Origin of the sequence: Streptomyces sp. NBC_00310, from assembly GCF_036208085.1 — a bacterium.
In the GTDB taxonomy this organism is placed as follows: domain Bacteria; phylum Actinomycetota; class Actinomycetes; order Streptomycetales; family Streptomycetaceae; genus Streptomyces.
Genome location: NZ_CP130714.1, coordinates 3,320,122 through 3,338,981, shown reverse-complemented (window position 1 = coordinate 3,338,981; position 18,860 = coordinate 3,320,122). Strand labels below are relative to the sequence as shown.

The 18,860-nt window shown below is 70.7% G+C and carries 16 protein-coding genes and 4 pseudogenes; 7 read left to right on the top strand and 13 right to left on the bottom strand.

Annotated features, from left to right (window positions below):
• Positions 1-185: 185 nt before the first annotated feature.
• The 3 genes from OG202_RS14730 to OG202_RS14720 all read right to left on the bottom strand — a co-directional run bounded on the left by OG202_RS14730 (position 186) and on the right by OG202_RS14720 (position 4,196).
• Positions 186-323: a SapB/AmfS family lanthipeptide gene (locus tag OG202_RS14730; RefSeq protein WP_326583229.1), complete on the bottom strand. Its 138-nt coding sequence runs from the start codon at positions 321-323 to the stop codon at positions 186-188.
• A 6-nt stretch (positions 324-329) separates the two neighbouring features.
• A complete protein-coding gene (gene lanKC, locus OG202_RS14725) occupies positions 330-2,948 on the bottom strand; it encodes a class III lanthionine synthetase LanKC (RefSeq protein WP_443052346.1) in 2,619 nt (872 codons plus the stop codon).
• 387 nt (positions 2,949-3,335) lie between these two features.
• Positions 3,336-4,196 carry an LLM class F420-dependent oxidoreductase gene (locus OG202_RS14720; RefSeq protein ID WP_326583231.1) on the bottom strand — a complete coding sequence of 287 codons (861 nt, stop codon included), beginning with the start codon at positions 4,194-4,196 and terminating at the stop codon, positions 3,336-3,338.
• Positions 4,197-4,437: 241 nt separating this feature from the next.
• Between OG202_RS14720 and OG202_RS14715 the strand changes: the two genes are divergently transcribed.
• Both OG202_RS14715 and OG202_RS14710 read left to right on the top strand, forming a co-directional pair.
• Positions 4,438-5,940, top strand: a complete 1,503-nt coding sequence (locus OG202_RS14715; protein WP_327730041.1) for a family 43 glycosylhydrolase — start codon at positions 4,438-4,440, stop codon at positions 5,938-5,940.
• A 22-nt stretch (positions 5,941-5,962) separates the two neighbouring features.
• Positions 5,963-7,411 carry a family 43 glycosylhydrolase gene (locus OG202_RS14710; protein WP_327730042.1) on the top strand — a complete coding sequence of 483 codons (1,449 nt, stop codon included), beginning with the start codon at positions 5,963-5,965 and terminating at the stop codon, positions 7,409-7,411.
• Positions 7,412-7,515: 104 nt separating this feature from the next.
• Here OG202_RS14710 and OG202_RS14705 read toward each other — a convergent pair whose 3' ends face one another.
• The 6 genes from OG202_RS14705 to OG202_RS14680 all read right to left on the bottom strand — a co-directional run bounded on the left by OG202_RS14705 (position 7,516) and on the right by OG202_RS14680 (position 13,572).
• Complete coding sequence (locus OG202_RS14705) at positions 7,516-8,193, bottom strand: response regulator transcription factor (protein WP_328222855.1); 678 nt, start codon at positions 8,191-8,193, stop codon at positions 7,516-7,518.
• Positions 8,194-8,202: 9 nt separating this feature from the next.
• On the bottom strand, positions 8,203-9,468 hold the full coding sequence (locus OG202_RS14700; protein WP_326583235.1) for a sensor histidine kinase: 1,266 nt from the start codon (positions 9,466-9,468) through the stop codon (positions 8,203-8,205).
• Positions 9,469-9,584: 116 nt separating this feature from the next.
• A complete protein-coding gene (locus OG202_RS14695; protein ID WP_328222854.1) occupies positions 9,585-11,798 on the bottom strand; it encodes an MMPL family transporter in 2,214 nt (737 codons plus the stop codon).
• 193 nt (positions 11,799-11,991) lie between these two features.
• Positions 11,992-12,525: a hypothetical protein gene (locus OG202_RS14690; RefSeq protein ID WP_327730045.1), complete on the bottom strand. Its 534-nt coding sequence runs from the start codon at positions 12,523-12,525 to the stop codon at positions 11,992-11,994.
• On the bottom strand, positions 12,518-12,880 hold the full coding sequence (locus OG202_RS14685; protein ID WP_327730046.1) for a MazG-like family protein: 363 nt from the start codon (positions 12,878-12,880) through the stop codon (positions 12,518-12,520). Before OG202_RS14685 ends, OG202_RS14690 begins: the two co-directional genes overlap by 8 nt.
• Before the next feature lie 146 nt (positions 12,881-13,026).
• Positions 13,027-13,572, bottom strand: coding sequence for a DoxX family membrane protein (locus tag OG202_RS14680; RefSeq protein WP_326583239.1), 546 nt, complete (start codon positions 13,570-13,572; stop codon positions 13,027-13,029).
• Positions 13,573-13,730: 158 nt separating this feature from the next.
• Here OG202_RS14680 and OG202_RS14675 point away from each other — a divergent pair, with 158 nt between their 5' ends.
• Both OG202_RS14675 and OG202_RS14670 read left to right on the top strand, forming a co-directional pair.
• Complete coding sequence (locus OG202_RS14675) at positions 13,731-14,057, top strand: nuclear transport factor 2 family protein (RefSeq protein ID WP_326583240.1); 327 nt, start codon at positions 13,731-13,733, stop codon at positions 14,055-14,057.
• Between the two features lie 90 nt (positions 14,058-14,147).
• The gene (locus OG202_RS14670) at positions 14,148-15,188 is read left to right on the top strand and encodes an aldo/keto reductase (protein WP_328222852.1); all 1,041 of its coding nucleotides are present in this window, start codon (positions 14,148-14,150) and stop codon (positions 15,186-15,188) included.
• A 30-nt stretch (positions 15,189-15,218) separates the two neighbouring features.
• Here the strand turns inward: OG202_RS14670 and OG202_RS14665 are convergent.
• From OG202_RS14665 to OG202_RS14655, 3 genes and pseudogenes are all read right to left on the bottom strand, one after another.
• A pseudogene (locus OG202_RS14665) lies at positions 15,219-15,428 on the bottom strand (ABC transporter ATP-binding protein); the annotation flags it as partial.
• Between the two features lie 313 nt (positions 15,429-15,741).
• Entirely contained in the window at positions 15,742-15,987 is a 246-nt protein-coding gene (locus OG202_RS14660; protein WP_327730049.1) for a DUF397 domain-containing protein, read from the bottom strand.
• Positions 15,984-16,409, bottom strand: a pseudogene (locus tag OG202_RS14655) (DUF5753 domain-containing protein); the annotation flags it as partial. The gene OG202_RS14660 and the pseudogene OG202_RS14655, both read right to left, overlap by 4 nt.
• A gap of 89 nt (positions 16,410-16,498) precedes the next feature.
• On the opposite strand from OG202_RS14655, the gene OG202_RS14650 reads away from it, so the two are divergent.
• Together OG202_RS14650 and OG202_RS14645 are read left to right on the top strand one after the other, a co-directional pair.
• Positions 16,499-16,786 (top strand): transposase, encoded by a 288-nt coding sequence (locus tag OG202_RS14650; RefSeq protein WP_326584620.1) that lies wholly within the window; start codon positions 16,499-16,501, stop codon positions 16,784-16,786.
• Positions 16,787-16,800: 14 nt separating this feature from the next.
• A pseudogene (locus OG202_RS14645) lies at positions 16,801-17,700 on the top strand (IS3 family transposase); the annotation flags it as partial.
• Positions 17,701-17,729: 29 nt separating this feature from the next.
• Here OG202_RS14645 and OG202_RS14640 read toward each other — a convergent pair.
• Positions 17,730-18,161, bottom strand: a pseudogene (locus tag OG202_RS14640) (Scr1 family TA system antitoxin-like transcriptional regulator); the annotation flags it as partial.
• 158 nt (positions 18,162-18,319) lie between these two features.
• Between OG202_RS14640 and OG202_RS14635 the strand changes: the two are divergent.
• Complete coding sequence (locus tag OG202_RS14635; RefSeq protein WP_328222851.1) at positions 18,320-18,778, top strand: ATP-binding protein; 459 nt, start codon at positions 18,320-18,322, stop codon at positions 18,776-18,778.
• Positions 18,779-18,860 lie beyond the last annotated feature (82 nt).

Genomic DNA, 18,860 nt, shown 5'->3' with positions numbered 1-18,860 from the left:
TTCCGGTCGTCCGTCGTACCGTTCCGTCCGTCGTGCCGTGCCGTGCCGTGCCGTCCGTCGTGCCGTTCCGTCCCTCCTACCCTTCCGTCCCTCCTACGCCTTCCGGGCGTCGTACCGCTCCGGGCGTCGTACTGCTCCGGCAGGAGGGGCGGGGACACCGAACGTGTCCCCGCCAGGGTGATGTGCTAGCAGAACAGCAGGCTGAAGCGACTGCCTCCGCCGCCGACGACGAGACAGCCCTTGCTTGCCCGGCTGCCCAGCGGCGGTCCGCGGTGTGCGGAGCCCTGCTCGATGGCCAGACCCTGCAGTTCGAGGAGCGACATGTGCTTTCACCTCCTCTCTCGCTCGCGTGCCGGCATGGGGACGGAATGGTCTTGGGCGTGCGGGCCGGGTGTCAGGAAGGGCAGTCCGACCGGTCGGGAGTGGAAGGCGCTGCCCAGGGCGAGCAGGACGCCCGCGCCGCCGGTGGCCAGGTCCATGGACAGCCGCATCAACTGCTCGCCGGGGAAGGCCAGTCGGCCGTCGAGCAGACAGGCGTGGCGGGCGAGACGGCGTACGTGGTCCGCGATCACGGGGTCCCGGGCGGCGGCCGTGCCGGGCGGGTGCGGCCGGCTCAGATGGAGGATCATTCCGGCGAGGCCGTCGAAGAGGCCGGGCTCGATGTAGAAGGCCGCCCTGGCCGCCTTGTGGATCGCGTCGGCGGCGGCCGCGAACCGGTCGTCCGCGCGGTGGGCCAGGTAGTCGTCGAGGACCATGCCGATACCCACGCTGCCGTCGGCGAGATACGGCATGGTGCGCCAGCCCTCGTTCACCTCCATCGACCCGTCGTCGCGCACGAGGCAGCGGCGCAGGTCCTGGCGCAGGGCGGTGGCGGCCAGGTCCAGGTGCGCCGGGTCGCCGCCGTGCTCGTACAGGCGCAGGAACAGCAGCGCGGGCCCCGACGCCCCGAACATCAGCCCCGCCCTCGGGTGCGCGCCGCCGCTGATCTCCGGTACGGCGTCGGCCGGGCCCAGGCGGTCGGCGACGAGGTCCGCGGCGCGGAACGCGGCGTCCCGGCAGGCGGTGTCCCCGGTGACCGCGGCGAAGTGCAGCAGGTTGAGTCCGACGCCGGACAGGCCGCCCCTGAGGTCGGAGGGCAGGGCCTCCCAGCCTTCGGCCAGGCACATGTCGAGCAGCTTGACGGCCTCCTCGTGGTGGCCGAGGTGTTCGAGGACGTACGTGATGCCGTGCAGGCCGTCGTAGAGGCCGAGGCGGCTGCCGGGCGCCGGGTCGAGGGTGTGCCGGATCAGCCACTCCTCGTGGTCGGGGTGGCGTCCGGCGCCCGTCACGTCCAGCGCGTAGAGCACCCCCGCCGCGCCGTGGGCCAGGGCGAGGCCGCCGCCCGGGGCGGTGAACTGTTCGATGTCGCCGGGGAACAGCCGGTCGTGGCGCTCCGGGGTGGCGGCGGCGAGGACGGCGTCGGCGATCGAGGTCCGGGCGCGCAGCCAGCCGGGCCGGTCGGGATCCAGCCGGGGCCCGTCGTGCGCGCCGGCGGCGATCCCGCCGTCGCCGGTGAGGGTGCGGACGGCCTCGTCGAGGAACCGGCGGGGGACCGGGAACAGGTCCGCGGCCTCCCTGGCCAGGTGCCCCGCCTTGCCGCTGTCCAGGTCGATCAGGCCGGTCAGCGGCATGAACATGGCGAGCCGCAGGCAGGCCAGCGCGTACCGGTCGATGTCGAAGCCGGTGGTGTCGCGCGGGGCGAGGAAACCCGGGGCCGCGAGGACCTGAGGGCGTGCCTGCTTCACGTCCGACGCCCCCTCGAAGTCGATCAGTACGACCCTGCCGTCGGGGCGGACCAGGATGTTGTCCGTGTGCACGTCGCCGATCACGACGCCCCGGGCGTGCACGGCTGCCACGGCGTCCTCCACCTGCCGGACGATGTCGAGGGCCCAGGACGTGTACGCGGCGAAGTCCGCCGGGCCCGGGTCCGACGCGGCGAGCGGATAGCGTTCGACGAACTGTGTGTGCAGGGCGGACCCCTCGATGAACTCCTCGACGAGGAACTGGTGATCGCCCAGTGCGAAGTGGTCGCGCAGCGCGGGGACGGAGGGCAGACCGCGCAGCCGTTCGAGCGCGTACCGCTCGCGCTCCAGCCGGGTGACCGCGTCGGCGCCGTCCGGTGTGAGCCCGGCGTGGGGCCGGGCCTCCTTGAGGACCACGCGCTCCCGCGTCCGCGTGTCCACCGCGGTGTACAGCCCGCCGGCGTTGGAGAAGTGCAGGGCGTTGTCGATCCGGTAGGGCAGGTCGGCCACGGTGGTCCGGCGGCTCGCGGCGAGGTGGGGTTCGAGGAACGCGGGCAGCCGCACCCAGGGCGGGACCTGGAAGGTGGGGCCGCGCACGTCGGGCACCAGCCGCCCGGAGGGGTCCTCGACCGCCTGCTCCACCGCCCCTTCGGCCGACACGCAGTACCGGTCGGCGAAGGCGCCGTACCGGACGTAGAGCGGACCGTCACCCCAGCGCAGGTCGCTGAGGATGTACGGGCCCGGCCGGCCGTCGAGGACGGTGCCCAGTTCGGTGAGCACGCGCTCGCACTGGGCCTCGTCCCTGGGGTACACGGTCACGAACTTCCCGCTGGAGCCGCGGTGCGCGTACTTCGTGTTGGCGAGGAACAGGGTGTCCGGGCCGGGGAGGAACTTGAAGGGGATGCGGCGTGGCACGCAGTAGTCCCACACCGCGTCCAGGATCGGCTCCGCGTTGTCCGGACACGCCGAGACGTGGATCTTCCAGCCCTGTGCCGGAAGGACCGCTTCGACGGGGTGGCAGACCAGCCACTCGCCGAGTTCCACGCGCGCCCAGGAAGCGGGAAGGGGGTGCCGGGCCCGGCGGAAGAGGCCCCGGGTCCGGTGGTGGGACGGCGCATCGTAGAAGTGCGGGTCCATGAGGCAGTACACCTCGTACCGCTTGTCCACGGCGGCCTCCTGACGGGCCCGCTCCGTCCGGTCCGAGCGGTGCCTGAGGGTGGCGGGGTCGAGGCGCCGACGGGAACGGGCGGGCCGGTCGTCCCGGGCGCTCTCCCGACGCTCCAACTTTCCACGATGGCAGAGCGCCGGGACACGGGCATCGTTCGTCTGTCATCGGCCGTCCGTGAGATTCACATGGGCCGCCTGTGCGTATCTCACATCCCGCCGCTACGCCAGGGGCCCGGCACCCGCCGCTACGACGGATGGCCGGGCTCCTGCCGCTACGACGGGTGGCCGGGCTCCTGCCCCCGCGCGGCGCCCGTTCCCCGCCCCGAGCACTCGCCCGATCCCCGCCCCCACCAGGCGCCCGGTCCTCGCCCCGCCCCCGCGGCCGGGTCAGGACAGCAGGTCGGCCAGGTGTCGCCAGGCCTCGCGCGGCAGCGCGTCGGCGGGGCCGTCGTCGAGTACCTGGAGTGCCACGTGGTCGGCGCCCGCCGCGTGGAAGGCGTCGATACGGGTGCGGACGCGGTCGTCGTCGCCCCAGGCGTACACCGCGTCGACGAGCCGGTCGCTGCCGCCGTCCGCGAGGTCGTCCTCGGTGAAGCCGAGGCGGAGGAAGGTGTTGGTGTAGTTCGGCAGGGTCAGGTAGAAGGCGAGGTGGGTGCGGGCGAGGGTCCGGGCGCGGGCCGGGTCGGTGTCCAGCACCACCTTCAACTCCGGTGCCAGCAGCGAGTCTTCGCCCAGGGCCTCGCGGGCCTCGGACGTGTGCTCGGGGGTGACCAGGTACGGGTGCGAGCCGGCCGACCGGTCCCGTGCGAGCCCGAGCATCTTCGGGCCGAGCGCGGCGAGGACCCGCCGGCCGGCCGGGACTCCGGCGGTGTCCAGGGCGTCCAGGTAGTCGACCATGGCGGCGTACGGGCGCCGGTACTGCTCCGCGAGTTTCGCGTGGCTCACACCGAGGCCGAGCAGGAAGCGGCCGGGGTGGGCGGCCTCCAGGTCGGCGAAGCCCACGGCCGTGTCGGCGGCCTCGTACTGCCAGATGCTCTGGATGCCCGTGGCCACGGTGATGCGCTCGGTCGCCTCGACGAGCGGGACGGCGTGCCGTACCGCGGTGCTGCCGCCGAGCCAGATCGCCCCGAAGCCGAGTTCCTCCACCTCGGCCGCCGCCTCGGCGAGTTCGCCGTGACGAGCCGGGTCCTCGGCCCGCAGGCCGATGCTCCAGATGCCGTACCGTCCCACCCTGTTGTCTTTGGCCATGCAAACGCCAACCCGGTCGCCTTCACGATCTATTCCGGATGAGCCGTCGACCTGTTCCGGATGAGCCGCCGATCCGTTCCGGACGAGCCGCCGACCCGTTCCGGACGAGCCGTCGAAACCAATCGTGTCGCATCCATTGACGGCACTCGTGCCTCAGCTTTACCTTCTGGCCGAAGTTACGCACAACGTTCGCAATGTCGAACAATCTCCCCTCTCGAGCCGCTCCCCGAAGGGACTTGCCGTGTTCCGCATCCAAGTCCGTCACTGGGTGACGTTGGGGGCCGCGCTACTGGCCCTCTTCGCGTCGCTCATCACCGTCCAGCCGGCGCCGCCCGCCGCCGCCGCCGACGGCAAGCCGTTCACCAACCCGGTCAAGTCCCAGAAGGGCGCCGACCCGTGGCTGGAGTACTACAACGGCAACTACTACCTGGTGACGACCTCGTTCACCGGTGAGCTGACCATGCGGAAGTCGCCCACGCTGGCCGGGCTGAGCACCGCCCCCAGCGTGCAGGTGTGGTCGGACAGCACCAGTAGCCGCAACTGGAACATGTGGGCCCCGGAGATCCACTTCCTGGACGGCAAGTGGTACCTCTACTACTCCGCCGGGCCGCGCAGCTCCGCCTGCTGCGACGACCAGCGCACCCATGTGCTGGAGAGCGCCGGGTCCGACCCGATGGGGCCGTACACCTTCAAGAACACCCTCACCGGCTCCAACCTGAACCCGGGCGGCTGGCTGATCGACTCCAGCGTGCTCAAGCACGACAACAAGCTGTACCTGGTCGGCAGCGGTTCGGCGGGCGGCAGCAAGCAGAGCCTCGTCATCGCGCCGCTCAGCAACCCGTACACCCTCGCCAGCTCCACCTTCACCGTCATCTCCAGCCCGACGCTGAGCTGGGAGACGCAGAGCGGTGAGGTCAACGAGGGCCCCGAGCCGCTGTACCGCAACGGCCGTACCTTCCTCGTCTACTCCGCGAGCGCCTGCTGGGGCCCCGACTACAAGCTCGGGCAGCTCGAACTCACCGGTTCCGACCCGCTCCTCGCCTCCTCCTGGACGAAGAAGCAGACGCCGGTCTTCCAGCGCAGCGACGCCAACAGCGTGTACGCGCCCGGCCACAACGGGTTCTTCACCTCGCCCGACGGCACGGAGAACTGGATCGTCTACCACGCCAACGACTCGGCGAGCGACGGCTGCGACAACGGCCGGACGACCCGCGCCCAGAAGTTCACCTGGAACGCGGACGGCACCCCGAACTTCGGCACCCCGGTCGCCCTCGGCACGACCCTCGCCGGCCCCTCCGGTGAGACGGCGACGACACCGACCGCGTACACGATCGTCAACCGCAACAGCGGCAAGTGCCTGGACGTCAACGGCGGCAGCACGGCCGACGGCGCCAACATCTTCCAGTGGACCTGCAACGGCGGGGCCAACCAGAAGTGGCGGATCGAGGACCGCGCCGACGACACCAGCCGCCTCGTGAACGTCGCCACCGGCAAGGTCGCCGACCTCGCCGAGTGCGCGAGCGCCGACGGCACCGACATCCGGCAGTGGTCCTGGCTGAACAACAACTGCCAGAAGTTCCGCATGATCTACCTCGGCGGCGACTACGTACGGATCGCCAACGCCTCCTCCGGCAAGGTCCTGGACGTCGCCGACTGCGGCACCGCCAACGGCACCGACGTACGCCAGTGGTCCTGGCTCAACAACAACTGCCAGCAGTGGCGCCTCGTCCCCACGACCGCCTGATCCCGAAGGGCCGCACCCACACATGAGACGACTCGTCAGACGGGCCCTGGTGGCCGCAGCCGCCGCGCTCGCGGTGCTCACCACGGTGACCACCCCGGCCCAGGCCGCCGCCCCCGCGTCCCCCGCCGTCACCTTCACCAACCCGATAGCCGAGCAGCGCGCCGACCCGCACATCTTCAAGCACACCGACGGCTACTACTACTTCACGGCCACCGTCCCGGCGTACGACAAGATCGTGATGCGCCGGGCCACCACCCTCCAGGGCCTCGCCACGGCCACGGAGACCACCATCTGGACCAAGCACGCCAGCGGTGAGATGGGCGCCCACATCTGGGCGCCGGAGATCCACTTCATCGACGGCAAGTGGTACATCTACTTCACGGCCGGCTCCTCCAACGACATCTGGAAGATCCGCCCGTACGTCCTGGAGACCAGCGCCGCCAACCCGATCACCGGCACCTGGACCGAGAAGGGCCGCATCTCCCTGCCGCTCGACACCTTCTCGCTGGACGCGACGACCTTCACCGTCGGCAGCACCCGCTACCTGAGCTGGGCGCAGAACGACCCGGCGGTCGGCGCCGGCACCAACATCTACCTGGCCAAGATGTCCAACCCCTGGACGATCAGCGGCAGTCCGGTCATGATCTCCCGGCCCACCAACGCCTGGGAGAAGGTCAACCAGACCGTCAACGAGGGCCCGGCGGTCATCCAGCGGAACGGCAAGGTCTTCATGACCTTCTCGGCCGCCGCCACCGACGCCAACTACTGCCTCGGCCTGCTGACCGCCTCCGCCTCCGCCGACCTGATGAACGCGGCCTCCTGGACCAAGACGCCCACACCGGTCTTCACCAGCAACGCGGCCACCGGCCAGTACGGCCCCGGCCACAACACGTTCACCACCTCCGAGGACGGAAAGTCCGACATCCTCGTCTACCACGACCGCAACTACAAGGACATCAACGGCGACCCGCTCAACGACCCCAACCGCCGCACCCGCTACCAGAAGCTGTACTGGAACGCCGACGGCACACCCAACTTCGGCATCCCCGTCGCCGACGGCGCGACCCCGGTCCGTCTCTCCTCGTACAACTACCCGGACAAGTTCATCCGGCACTGGGAGTACCGCGCGAAGCTGGAGGCCAACGTCACCAACCTCGCGGACTCGCAGTTCCGCGTCGTCACCGGCCTGACGGGCAGCGGCACGGTCTCGCTGGAGTCGGCGAACTTCCCCGGCTACTACCTCCGCCACAAGAACAACGAACTGTGGGTGGAGAAGGACGACGGCACGGCCCTGTTCGACGCCGACGCCTCCTTCCACCAGCGGGCGGGCCTCGCCGACACCGCGGCCGGCGTCTCCTACGAGTCGTACAACTTCCCCGGCCGCTACATCCGCCACTACAACAACCTGTTCTACACCCAGCCGGTCAGCACGACCCTCGACCGGCAGGACGCGACCTTCTACAAGGAGTAGGTCCAAGGAGTAGGTCCGAGGAGTAGCTCCAAGGAAGTCCGGCTGTTCACGAGGTCACCTGCGCGTCGCCCTGGAGGCGGCGCGCAGGTGCGTTCTCCGGTGCCCTACTCCTGAGGCATGACCTGGACCAACCCCGACTGGTACGCCATCACCACCAGCTGAGCCCTGTCCCTGGCCCCCAGCTTCGTCATCGCCCGGTGCACATGGGTCCGAACCGTCAGCGGGCTGACGTACAGCTTCTCCGCGATCTCGTCGTTGGAACGGCCCTCGGCGGCGAGGGACATGACCTCGCGTTCGCGGGTGGTGAGGGTGCTCAGCCGGTCGGGGACGGCGAGGTGGTTGCCCGGGGCGGGGGTGGCGAGGAAACGGGTGATGAGGGTACGGGTGGCGGCGGGGGAGAGGAGGGTGTCGCCGGCGGCCACCGTGCGGATGCCGTCGAGGAGCACGTCGGCGGTGACGTCCTTGCCGAGGAAGCCGCTGGCGCCGGAACGCAGCGCCTGGGCCACGTACTCGTCGATCTCGAACGTCGTGAGGATCAGTACGCGGACATCGGCCAGCTCCTCGTCGGCGCAGATCACGGCCGTGGCGGTGAGCCCGTCGGTGCCGGGCATACGGATGTCCATGAGGACCACGTCGGGGCGGTGGACGCGGACGAGGTCGACCGCCTCCCGGCCGTCGGTGGCCTCGGCGACGACCTCCATGTCCGCGCAGGAGTCGATGAGGATCCGGAAGGTGGCCCGCAGGAGGGCCTGGTCGTCGGCGAGCAGGACACGAAGGGTCATGGTGCTGTTCTACTTCCGCAGGTCTGGGGTCGGTTCCGCGTCCGGTTCGGGGGTGCGGGCGCGGGGGCGCAGCGGGAGGTCGGTGGTGACCTCGAAGCCGCCTTCGGGACGCCGGCCGGCGCTCAGGGAGCCGCCGACGGACTGGGCGCGCTCGCGCATGCCGATAAGGCCGAAACCCCGGCCGGATTCCGGGGCGCAGGCCCGACGGGGCGGGGCGTCGCCGCCGTCGTCGGTGACCGTGATCGTCAGGTGGGCGTCGGCGTACGCGAGGCGGATGCGCGCCGCGTCCACGGCGGCGTGCTTGCTGACGTTGGTGAGGGCTTCCTGCACGATCCGGTACGCGGTCAGGTCCACGCCGGGGTCGAGGTGGCCGGGGGGACCCTCCGTGGTGACGCTGACGGTGAGGCCGGCGGACCCGCACGCGGCCATCAGGTCCGGGAGCCGGTCGAGCCCGGGGGTGGGAGCGAGCGGTGCCTCGGGATCGTCGGGCCGGCGCAGCACACCGACGGTGGACTTCAGCTCGCGCAGCGCCGACGACGTGGTGGCGGTCAGGTCGGTGAGGATCCGGTGGGCCTGCTCGGGGTCGGTGCGGGTGAGGTGCGCGGCGGTGCCCGCCTGGGCGTTGGCGAGGGCCAGATGGTGGGCGACGACGTCGTGCAGATCGCGGGCGATGCGCATCCGCTCCTCGGTGACCCGCAGGCGGGCCTCCTCCTCCCGGGTGCGCTCCGCGTGCTCGGCGCGGGCCTGCACCGACTTCAGGTAGGCCCGCCGGATCCGGGTGGCCCGGCCCAGGGCGAGGGGCAGGAGCAGCCAGAGGACGGGTCCGATCGTCCTGAGGAGCAGCGAGAGGTGGTCCATGGACTCGGCGAACACGGCCGCGAGCGTCATCACCGCGATGATGGTGAGGCCGTAGGCGCGGCTGGTCTTCCGGTCGGTGAGTGTGGCCAGCCAGTACAGGGCCGCCATGATCGGTGCCAGCAGCAGGGGGGTGAGCAGATAGCCCAGCGCGACCGCGACGATCGTGCAGATCGCGGTCGCCACGAGGGCGGTGCGCGGGTGCGTGCGGTGCTTGAGCAGGACGAGACAGGACACGCCCATGAGGGCGACGCCGACCTTGTCCTGGTCCGGCGGCTCGGCGCCGGGCAGGGTGAGCACGCTGCCGAGCGTCGCGCAGCCCATCAGCGTCATGGCCAGCACCAGGTCGACGAGGAACGGATGGCGGTCCGAGAAATCCTCCAGGCGATCGGCGTAACGCCGATCCGGGCTGACGCTCATCAGGGACTCCGGTCGGTGGGGCTGGGGACCATGGTGGTCGACTTCGGGTGCGAACGCCCCGAGAGCCGTCCGTGTCCTTGGCCACGGACGGCCCCCGGTGGGGGTGGGCGGGCGGATCAGATGCGCGTCACTTCCAGCTCCGCCGTGTCGGCCGGGGCCGGCTCCGTGTCGTCGGCGCGGCGGGTGAGCGCCTCACCCTCCACATCGACGTGGGGCAGTATCCGGTCCAGCCACTTCGGCAGCCACCACGCCTTGTCGCCGAGCAGGGCGAGGACGGCGGGCACGATCGCCATGCGGACGACGAACGCGTCGAACAGGACCGCCGAGGCCAGCCCGAACCCGATCATCTTGATCATGGAGTCGCTCTCGCCGATGAACCCGGCGAACACCGCGATCATGATCAGGGCGGCGGCCACGACCACTCGGGCGCTGTGCCTGAATCCGCTGGTGATGGCCTCGTCGGCCCGGTCGCCGTGGACGTACGCCTCCCGCATCCGGGACACGAGGAACACCTCGTAGTCCATGGCCAGGCCGAAGACGATGCCCACCAGGAAGATCGGCATCAGGCTCATGATCGGGCCGGTCTGTTCCACGCCCAGGAGTTCCGCGCCGTGGCCCTGCTGGAAGACCAGGACGACCACGCCGAGCGACGCGAGCACCGACAGCAGGAAGCCGGCGGCCGCCTTGAGCGGGACGAGCAGGGAGCGGAAGACGACCATCAGGAGGATGACGGCCAGGCCGACCACGACCAGCAGATAGGGGACCAGCGCGGACTGCACCTTGCCGGAGATGTCGATGTTCAGCGCGGTGGAGCCGGTGACCTCGAACGTGGCCCCCGTCCCGGACTCGATGCCGGGACGCTCGTCCCGGATGACGGTCACCAGGTCCTTGGTCTTCTCGTCGGTCGGCGCGGTGGCGGGCACGGCGGAGAAGACGGCGGTGTCGCCGGCCTCGTTGAAGCGGGCGGGAGAGACGGACACGATCCCCTCGGTGGCGCCGATCTCCTTCGCGACCGTCGCCGCGGCGCCCTTCGCGTCGTCGACGCCCTTGGCGTCCACCACGATCGTCAGCGGCCCGTTGAAGCCGGGCCCGAAGCCCTCGGCGAGCGCGTCGTAGGCGCGGCGTTCGGTGGTGGAGGTCGGCTTGGCCTCGTCCCCGGGCATGCCCAGCTGGAGGCCGGTCATCGGCACCGCGAGCGCGCCCAGGCCGATGACGCCGAGGACCAGCACGGGTACGGGGCGGCGCAGCACGAACCGGGACCAGCGGGTGCCCCCGTTGTTCTCGCCGCTCCCCTCCACACGGCCGCTCCTGCGCGCCTTCCGGGTCAGTACGGCGTTCGGCCAGCAGCCGAGGACGGCCGGGACCAGGGTCAGCGCGATCAGTACGGCGACGACGACCGCGCCCGCGGCGGCCAGCCCCATCTTCGTCAGCATCGGGATGCCGACCACGGACAGTCCGGCCAGCGCGATGACGACGGTGAGCCCGGCGAAGACGACCGCCGATCCGGCCGTGCCGGTGGCGAGGGCGGTCGCCTCCTCGGGCGAACGGCCGTTGGCGCGTTCCTCCCGATAGCGGGAGACGACGAACAGGGCGTAGTCGATGCCGACCGCGAGGCCCAGCATCATCGCGAGGGTGCCGGTCGTGGTGGACAGGCCGAAGGCGTCCGACAGGGCGAGGATCGAGGCCATGCTGAAGCCGACGCCGACGAGCGCGGTCAGCAGCGGCAGCCCGGCCGCGGCCAGCGAGCCGAAGGTGACGAGCAGGACGACGGCGGCGATGGCGACGCCGATCACCTCGGCCATCCCGCCCGCGCCGGACTGTCCGGCGACCGCGTCGCCGCCGGCCTCGACGGTCAGCCCGGCGTCCCGGGCCGCGTGGAGCGCGTCCTCCAGGTGGGTCCTGGCGGCGTCGGTGAGGTCGGTCGCGGCGACCTCGTAGGTGACGGTCGCGTACGCCGTCGAGCCGTCCTCGCTCACCGCCCGGGCCTGGAACGGGTCGACGGCGCTCGCGACCTGCGAGCCGGCGGCCAGATCGGCCACGGTGTCCTCGACGGCCTTCTTGTTCTCGGTGGCGGTGACCTTCTCACCGCTCGGCGCGACGAACACGACCCGGGCGGTGGCGCCGTCCGCCGTCACACCGGGGAAGCGCTGTTCCAGCAGGTCGAACGCCTTCTGGGACTCGATGCCCGGCATGGAGAACTCCTCGTCGGAGGCTCCGGGGGCCTTGAGGGCGCCGATACCGACGGCGCCCAGTACCGCCACCCACACCAGGATGACGTACCAGCGTTTGCGGAAGGCCAGCCGGCCCAGCCGATGAAGGAAGGTTGCCATGGGTCGCAGGTCTCCACGTCAGAAGTCTCGGATGCCTGCCCAGGCTCCCTTTCCGAGGCCCCTCCCGTCGTCGTGCGGCTGCCGACAATCGCGGCTACTCGGAACGCAGTACGACACGACCGCCGGGTCACCCCGGGGGATGACCGGTGTAGGGCCGGGGTATGACCGGAGGTCGCTTTACCCGGAGGCCGGTCTACATGGAGTGCAGGGTGTCTCGGGAGGCCTTGATGAACTCCCTCAGCGCCTGCCAGAACGGCGCGTAGCAGGCGTCGAAGCGAGCGACGGCACCGGTGTCGCCCTCGATCATCGCCTCGATCGCCTTGTGGAAGGGGCTCGTCGCCCGCCTGACGGTGTTGGCGAGTTCGGCGACCTCGTCGGGTCCTTCCAGCGAGACGACCCAGGTGAGGTTCCGCAGCGTGGCGTACTCGTCCCGCTGCCGCTCGCGCAACCGCCGCAGCTCCTCGACCTGCTCCGGCCCGAGCCCGCCCGCGGCGCCCCGGACCACGTCGGACACCTTCCAGTGCACGTCGTTCAGCCGCTGCGCCTGCTCCATGAACTCCGCGTACGCCGTCCGCCGGGCCTCCCGCAGCCGTTCCACCCGCTGCGCGCTCGCCGTCGTGTCCGCCTGTATCCGCGCGGCCCGCGCGGTCCCCCTGCTCGTCACCCAGCTCGCGACCACGGCCGTACCGGCGGTGAGCGCGGCGATCCAGAACGCGTTGTCAGCCACGGCGGGAGCCCAGCGAGCGCTCGGTGACCCGGTCCAGATGGGCCGCGAAGACCGCGCGGGCGTCCGGGGTGAGGGTGCGCAGGGCGACCAGGGCCGTGATGACCACGTCGCACAGCTCCGACCGGACGTCGTCCCAGGTGTGGGTGGTGCCCTTGCGCGGGTTCTGGCCGGTCGCGCCGATCACCGCCTGCGCGACCTCGCCGACCTCCTCCTGGAGCTTCAACATCCGCAGCAGCAGGCCCTCTCGGCCGCCGTGCGGCTGGGCCGCCTCCAGCCAGGCGTGCAGCAGGGAGACGGACTGCCAGAGGCCGTCGGGGGAGTCGGAGGCGGCGGGTTCGGCGTGCTGATCACTCATGAGGCGCAGCCTGCCACGCCCCTACGACAGCGACAGGCACTCCTCGAAAGAGACGGTCACTCGACGAAAGAGCACGAGAGAGACGGTCACTCGACGAAAGAGCACGAGAGAGACGGTCAGTCAACGAAAGAGCACGAGAGGGACGGTCACTCCTCGAACAACGCCTCCTGCTCGCCCTCCTTCTCCTTGCGCACCCGCTGGTACCGCGTGCCCACGACCGCCGCGGTGACCGCGGCCGTACCGGCGAGCGCCACCGGGACCATCCAGCCCCGGTCGAAGACATGGCGGAACGCGTGGTCGAGGGAGAGCCGGCCGGGACCGGTGACCGCGAGGCCCGCGGCGGCCAGGCCCAGGGTCGCGGCGTACTCGTAGCCGCCCTCGGCGTTGAAGAAGCCGTTCGGCGCGTGGACCGCGGCCGCGCCGCCCATCGCGCCCGCCGCGGCGGCACCGGCCGCGGGCGTCGCGAGCCCGAGGGCGAGCAGGGCGCCGCCGCCCGTCTCGGCCAGCCCGGCCGCGGTGGCGCTCGCCCTGCCGGGCGTGTACCCGACGGACTCCATGAACGCGCCGGTCCCCTCCAGTCCGCCTCCGCCGAACCAGCCGAACAGCTTCTGGGTGCCGTGCGCGGCGAGCACACCACCCGTGCCCAGCCGGAGCAGCAGCAGTCCCAGATCGCGTCGGTCGAATGAGGTCATGATCACTCCCGGGCAGCCCGTGCGTCGGTCCCCTCCCGCGTATCCACCGTCGCACCGATCACACCTGCCCGGCCCGCCCCGGCCGCCGTTCGGGTGGCCCCGAATCCGCCGCGCGTCTGCGGTGGCGTACCTCCGTGAACGGTGTGAGGCTGGCCGCCATGACGATCGCACCCGCCAAGCTCAGCGACCCGGCCGTGAGGGCCTTCGTCGCCGCGGTGAACTCCCACGACCAGGACGCGTTCTTCGCGCTCCTCACGGACGACGCGACCATGTCGGACGACGGCTCCGACCGTGACCTCGCGGACTGGACCGACCGGGAGATCTTCTCCTCCCACGGCCACCTGGAGGTCCAGCGCGAGACCGCCGGCGGCCGTGCGCTGGTCGCCAACTACCGCAACGACACCTGGGGCGAGATGCGCACCGCCTGGCGCTTCACGGTGTCGGAGGACGGCAGGATCAGCCGGTTCGAGACGGGCCAGGCGTAGCGCCTCCGCCCGTCTGTTCACACCTCGTCACCTCTCGTCGGGCCCAGGCCCTTGCCTTCGTGTGCGCTCCAACTCCTACCGTCCAGGGTCATGGAGACGCACCCGCACACGCACACGCACACGGGCACGGACACGCACCCGTACACCCCGTACACCAGGCCCCTCGGCCGCAGCGGTATCCAGGTCAGCGCCCTCGGATTCGGCTGCTGGGCGATCGGCGGCGAGTGGCAGGCCGCCGACGGGCAGCCGCTCGGCTGGGGGAAGGTGGACGACGAGGAGTCCGTACGGGCGGTCCACCGCGCCCTCGACCTCGGTGTCACCTTCTTCGACACGGCCGACGCGTACGGCACCGGGCACAGCGAGCGCGTCCTCGGCCGCGCCCTCGGCAAGCGCCGCGCGGACGTCGTCGTGGCCACCAAGTGGGGCAACGTCTTCGACGAGGCCACCCGCACCCTCACCGGCCAGGACGACACCCCGGCGCACGCCCGCCGCGCCCTCACCGCCTCCCTCGACCGCCTCGGCACCGACCACGTCGACCTGTACCAGCTGCACCTCTCCGACGCCGACCCCGAGCGCGCGGCCGAACTCCGCGACACCTGCGAGGAGTTCGTACGGCAGGGCCTGATCCGGGCGTACGCGTGGAGCACCGACGACCCGGACCGCGCCGCCGTGTTCGCCGAGGGGCCGCACTGCGCGGCCGTGCAGCACCGGCTGAACATCCTGCAGGACGCGCCCGAACTGCTCGCGCTGTGCGAGGAGTCCGGCCTGGCGAGCATCAACCGCAGCCCCCTCGCCATGGGCCTGCTCACCGGCAAGCACACCCCCGGGCGCGCCCTGGAGGCCGGGGACATCCGCAGCACCCCGCCCGCCTGGCTGCCGGGCTTCACGGCCGACTCCGGTGCCGACCCGGAGTGGCTCGGCCGGGTCGAGGCGCTGCGCGAGATCCTCACCAGCGGGGGCCGTACGCTCGCGCAGGGCGCCCTCGCCTGGATCTGGGCCCGCAGCCCGCGGACCGTGCCCATCCCCGGCTTCCGCTCGGTCGCCCAGGCCGAGGAGAACGCGGGCGCCCTCGCGAAGGGGCCGCTCACCGCGGACCAGGTGGCCGAGATCGACCGGATCCTGGGGCGGTGAACGGCCCGTACGACAGTCACTGAGGGGGGCTCAGCTCGCGTACTCCTCCTGCTCTCGCGGCTGCGGTTCCTGTTCCTGCTTCTGCTCCGTGAGCGTCAGCCGGCCCGCCTTGATCGTGGCGAGCCGGGGCGCCCGCCGGGCGATCGAGGAGTCGTGCGTGACCAGGACGAAGGTGAGGCCCTGCTCACGCCACGGACCCTCCAGCAGGGCCATGATCTCGTCGCGGGTGCCCTCGTCGACCGTAAGTTGCAGATGTGGTTCGAAGCCACGGCGCCAGTCGACTCAGGCCCCGTATGCCCGTGGTCGCAGCCAAGACAAGGAGCACTACGAGCACCTCCTCGCGTACAAGGCGGGCGAGCGGTCCACTCCCCCCGAGGGCTGCACCGCGCCTTCCCCCAAGGCCGACCGCGAACAGGAGAAGCGGGCCGCTTACGCCTACTTTTCCAAGCGGCCTCATCAGGCGGTCGGCAAGGAGAGTGGAGCTCCAACTCATAAGCAGAGGAGCCCCGTTCCGGATGGTTCCGGAGCGGGGCACTCGTGATCTGCGGAGACGTCAGGCCTGGGTCGCGTACTTGAGGAAGGCGGTCCACGTCTCCGGGGCGAGGACGAGTTGTGAGCCCTGTCGCACCTTGGAGTCCCGGACGTGGATGGTGTCGGAGCAGGACGCCATTTCGACGCAGGCGTCCTCGAAGTCGCTGCTGTGGCTGGACTTGTGCCAGGAGAGTGCCACCTCGACACAGTCGTCGCCAGAGCCGCTGCTGTAGCTGCTCTTGAACCACGCCAGTTCTGTGGTGCTCATGCTGCTCCTCGCATCCGCTGCAACAGGCCCAGGGAGTCGTCCAGAGAAAGAGCCTGTGAGCGCATCCTGGCATACCGCATCTGGAGAGTGCTGACCACCTTCGGGTTGGACATGAACTGGCCGCTCTCCTGCCCCTCGCAGTAGCCGAACCACCGGTTGTCCGGCGTTTCGAGCAAGCGCATTGGTCCATGCAAGCCTGCGTGACTCTCGCGGACCATCGGCATCACCTGAATCTCTACGTTTCGCAGCTCCGCCAGCTCCAGCACGTGCTCAATGAGCTCCCGAGTGACCTCCGTTCCGCCCGTCCTCCGCAAGAACAACTGCTCCTCCAGGATGAAGCTGAACGCCGTGTTCGGCCGCTCCCGCAACAGCCGCTGTCGCTCAGCCCTTGCCATCCACTGGGCCTCGATCTGGTCGTCATCCTGAAGCTCCCCCCTTGACCTGGACAGCCTGATACTGGGACGGAAGGTCCCGGAGGAAGCAGTCACAGGTAGTGAGCAAGAAGAGCAACATGAGCAAGCGGTACACGGCCGAGTTCAAACGCGACGCCGTCGCGCTGGCGCTGTCGTCGGACAAGACGGTCACCGAGGTCGCCCGGGACCTGGGGGTGAGCCCGGAGGGTCTGCGTGGCTGGGTGAAGCAGGCCAAGGCCGACCGGGGCGAGGGGCCCGCCGGGACTCTGACCAGCGCCGAGCGGGAAGAACTCGCCCAGCTGCGGCGTAAGGTCCGCGAGCTGGAGAAGACGGTCGACATCCTGGGAAAAGCGACCGCCTTCTTCGCGCAGGACAAGATGAGGTAGACACCGCCACGCGGTGCCGCTTCATCGACGCGGAGAAGACATCGGACGACAATCACGCAGGTCACAGCGTCGCGCTGCTGTGCCGTGCGCTCGGAGTGCCGCGCTCTACCTACTACGCGCACCGGGCGGCCGCGTCAGCGCGCCGGGTCGCGCGGCGCGAGGAGGAACGCCTGGTGGACGAGATCCGGGTGCTCCACGCCGGATCGCGCGGCGCCTACGGGGCCCCGCGGATCCACGCCGCCCTGCGGCGGGCCGGGCGGGCGGTGAACCCGAAGAGGGTCGAGCGGCTGATGCGCAAGTACCGGATCGTCGGGATCACCCGCCGCCGGCGTCGGGGCCTGACCAGGCAGGCCAGGCGGGCGGTGTTCGCCGCCGACCTGATCGGCCGGGACTTCACCGCCCCCCGTCCCGGGATGCGGCTGGTCGGTGACATGACCGAACTCGTCACACGGGAAGGGAAGTTGTATCTGGCGACCTGCATTGATCTCGCGACGCGGGAGGTGATCGGCTGGGCGATGGCCGACCACCACCGCGCCGAGCTGCCGGTCGCCGCCCTGCGGATGGCGGCCGGACGCGGTGGTCTGGAGGACGGCTGCATCATGCACACCGACCGCGGCAGCGAATACACGAGTGATGAATTCCGCACCGAGATACGCAAGTTGCGCATGCGACAGTCGATGGGACGTGTCGGCTCTTGTTACGATAACGCTGCTGCGGAAAGCTGGTTCGCCGTCCTGAAAGCGGAGATCGGAACCACCGTCTGGGAGACCCGCGAGGCCGCCCGGGCCGACGTCTTCCGCTACATCGAGATCGAGTACAACCGCAGCCGACTCCGCAGACACCCCGAGCATGGGTACGTCACCCCACTCGAAACGAGAACCTTGCTCAGGCAAGACCTCACCCCCGCAGCGTAAACACCCGCTGTCCAGGGCCCGGGGGGAACTTCATCCAGCGGCGGCAACTGGTCAACGAACAGCTTGCGCGCGTACGCCTCCGTCTGCAACAGGCCTGGAATCAGGCGGCACTCGTACGTCTGGAGACTCACCGCCTCCGACTCAAGCCGAGCCCACTGCCGGAACCAACTCGCCAACCCCGGCTGCCGCGACAGGCGCCGTGCCGCAGCTCGCAGGATGCCGAACGCGTCCAGGACCTCCTCCGCCCGCTCCACGAAGTCCGCTGGCGGAAAGCGGCGGCCTTGCTCGATGGACGCCACTGTCGGCAGCGAGTAGCGCACCCTCGGCGCGAACTCCTCCTGTGTCAGGCCCGCCCGTTTGCGGAACCCCTTGACGACCTCACCGAACGTTCTGAGACTGTCCGATGCCTCCGGCTCGCCGCCACCCGTCAGGGCACCCGTCGCACCCGTACCGTCCGCCATGCCAGGAACCTCCCGCACGCCCGCCTCGCCGCTCACACCCAACCTGGCCATGGTCACGTTCGGTTACCCATACCGTCCACCCTCCCTACCCGTACGCCGACGCGGCGTACGGGTCGCTGACCTGGTGAACAGGGTCCTGACCACGCCAGATTGGGGCCATGAGGCTCACCTCCACCCTCCAAAACCCCGTTACCGTACGTGTGTTCACCCAACGTTTCAGCTCCACCCCGCTGGGCGCCCGCCTCGCCCGCCACCTCGCGGTGCACCGACTGCACGACTGGGGCATCCCGTACGGCTCGGGCACCTCCGACACCGCCGCCCTCCTCGTCGCCGAACTCGCCAGCAACGCCGTCACGCACGGGCGCGTACCGGGCCGGGACTTCGAGCTCCGGCTCAGCCTCGACACGTACGCGTGCTCGCGCACCCTGCGCGTCGACGTCTCGGACGCGTGCGGTGCGCGAAGGCCTCTCCGGCCCGGCGAGATGACCGTCCCGGAGGCAGGCACCGAGGACGGGCGAGGGTTGCTGCTCGTCGCGGAGCTGGCCGACCGCTGGGCCGTCTTGGACCGCGTACCGGTCGGCAAGACCGTACGCGTCGAAGTGGACCTGCCGCGCTGACGTGTTCGTCCTTCGGCCCCGGTGGTCGGAGAACAGTTCAGCCGGTTCGTCCGCTGTGCCGACGCCTCACGCGAGCGATCCG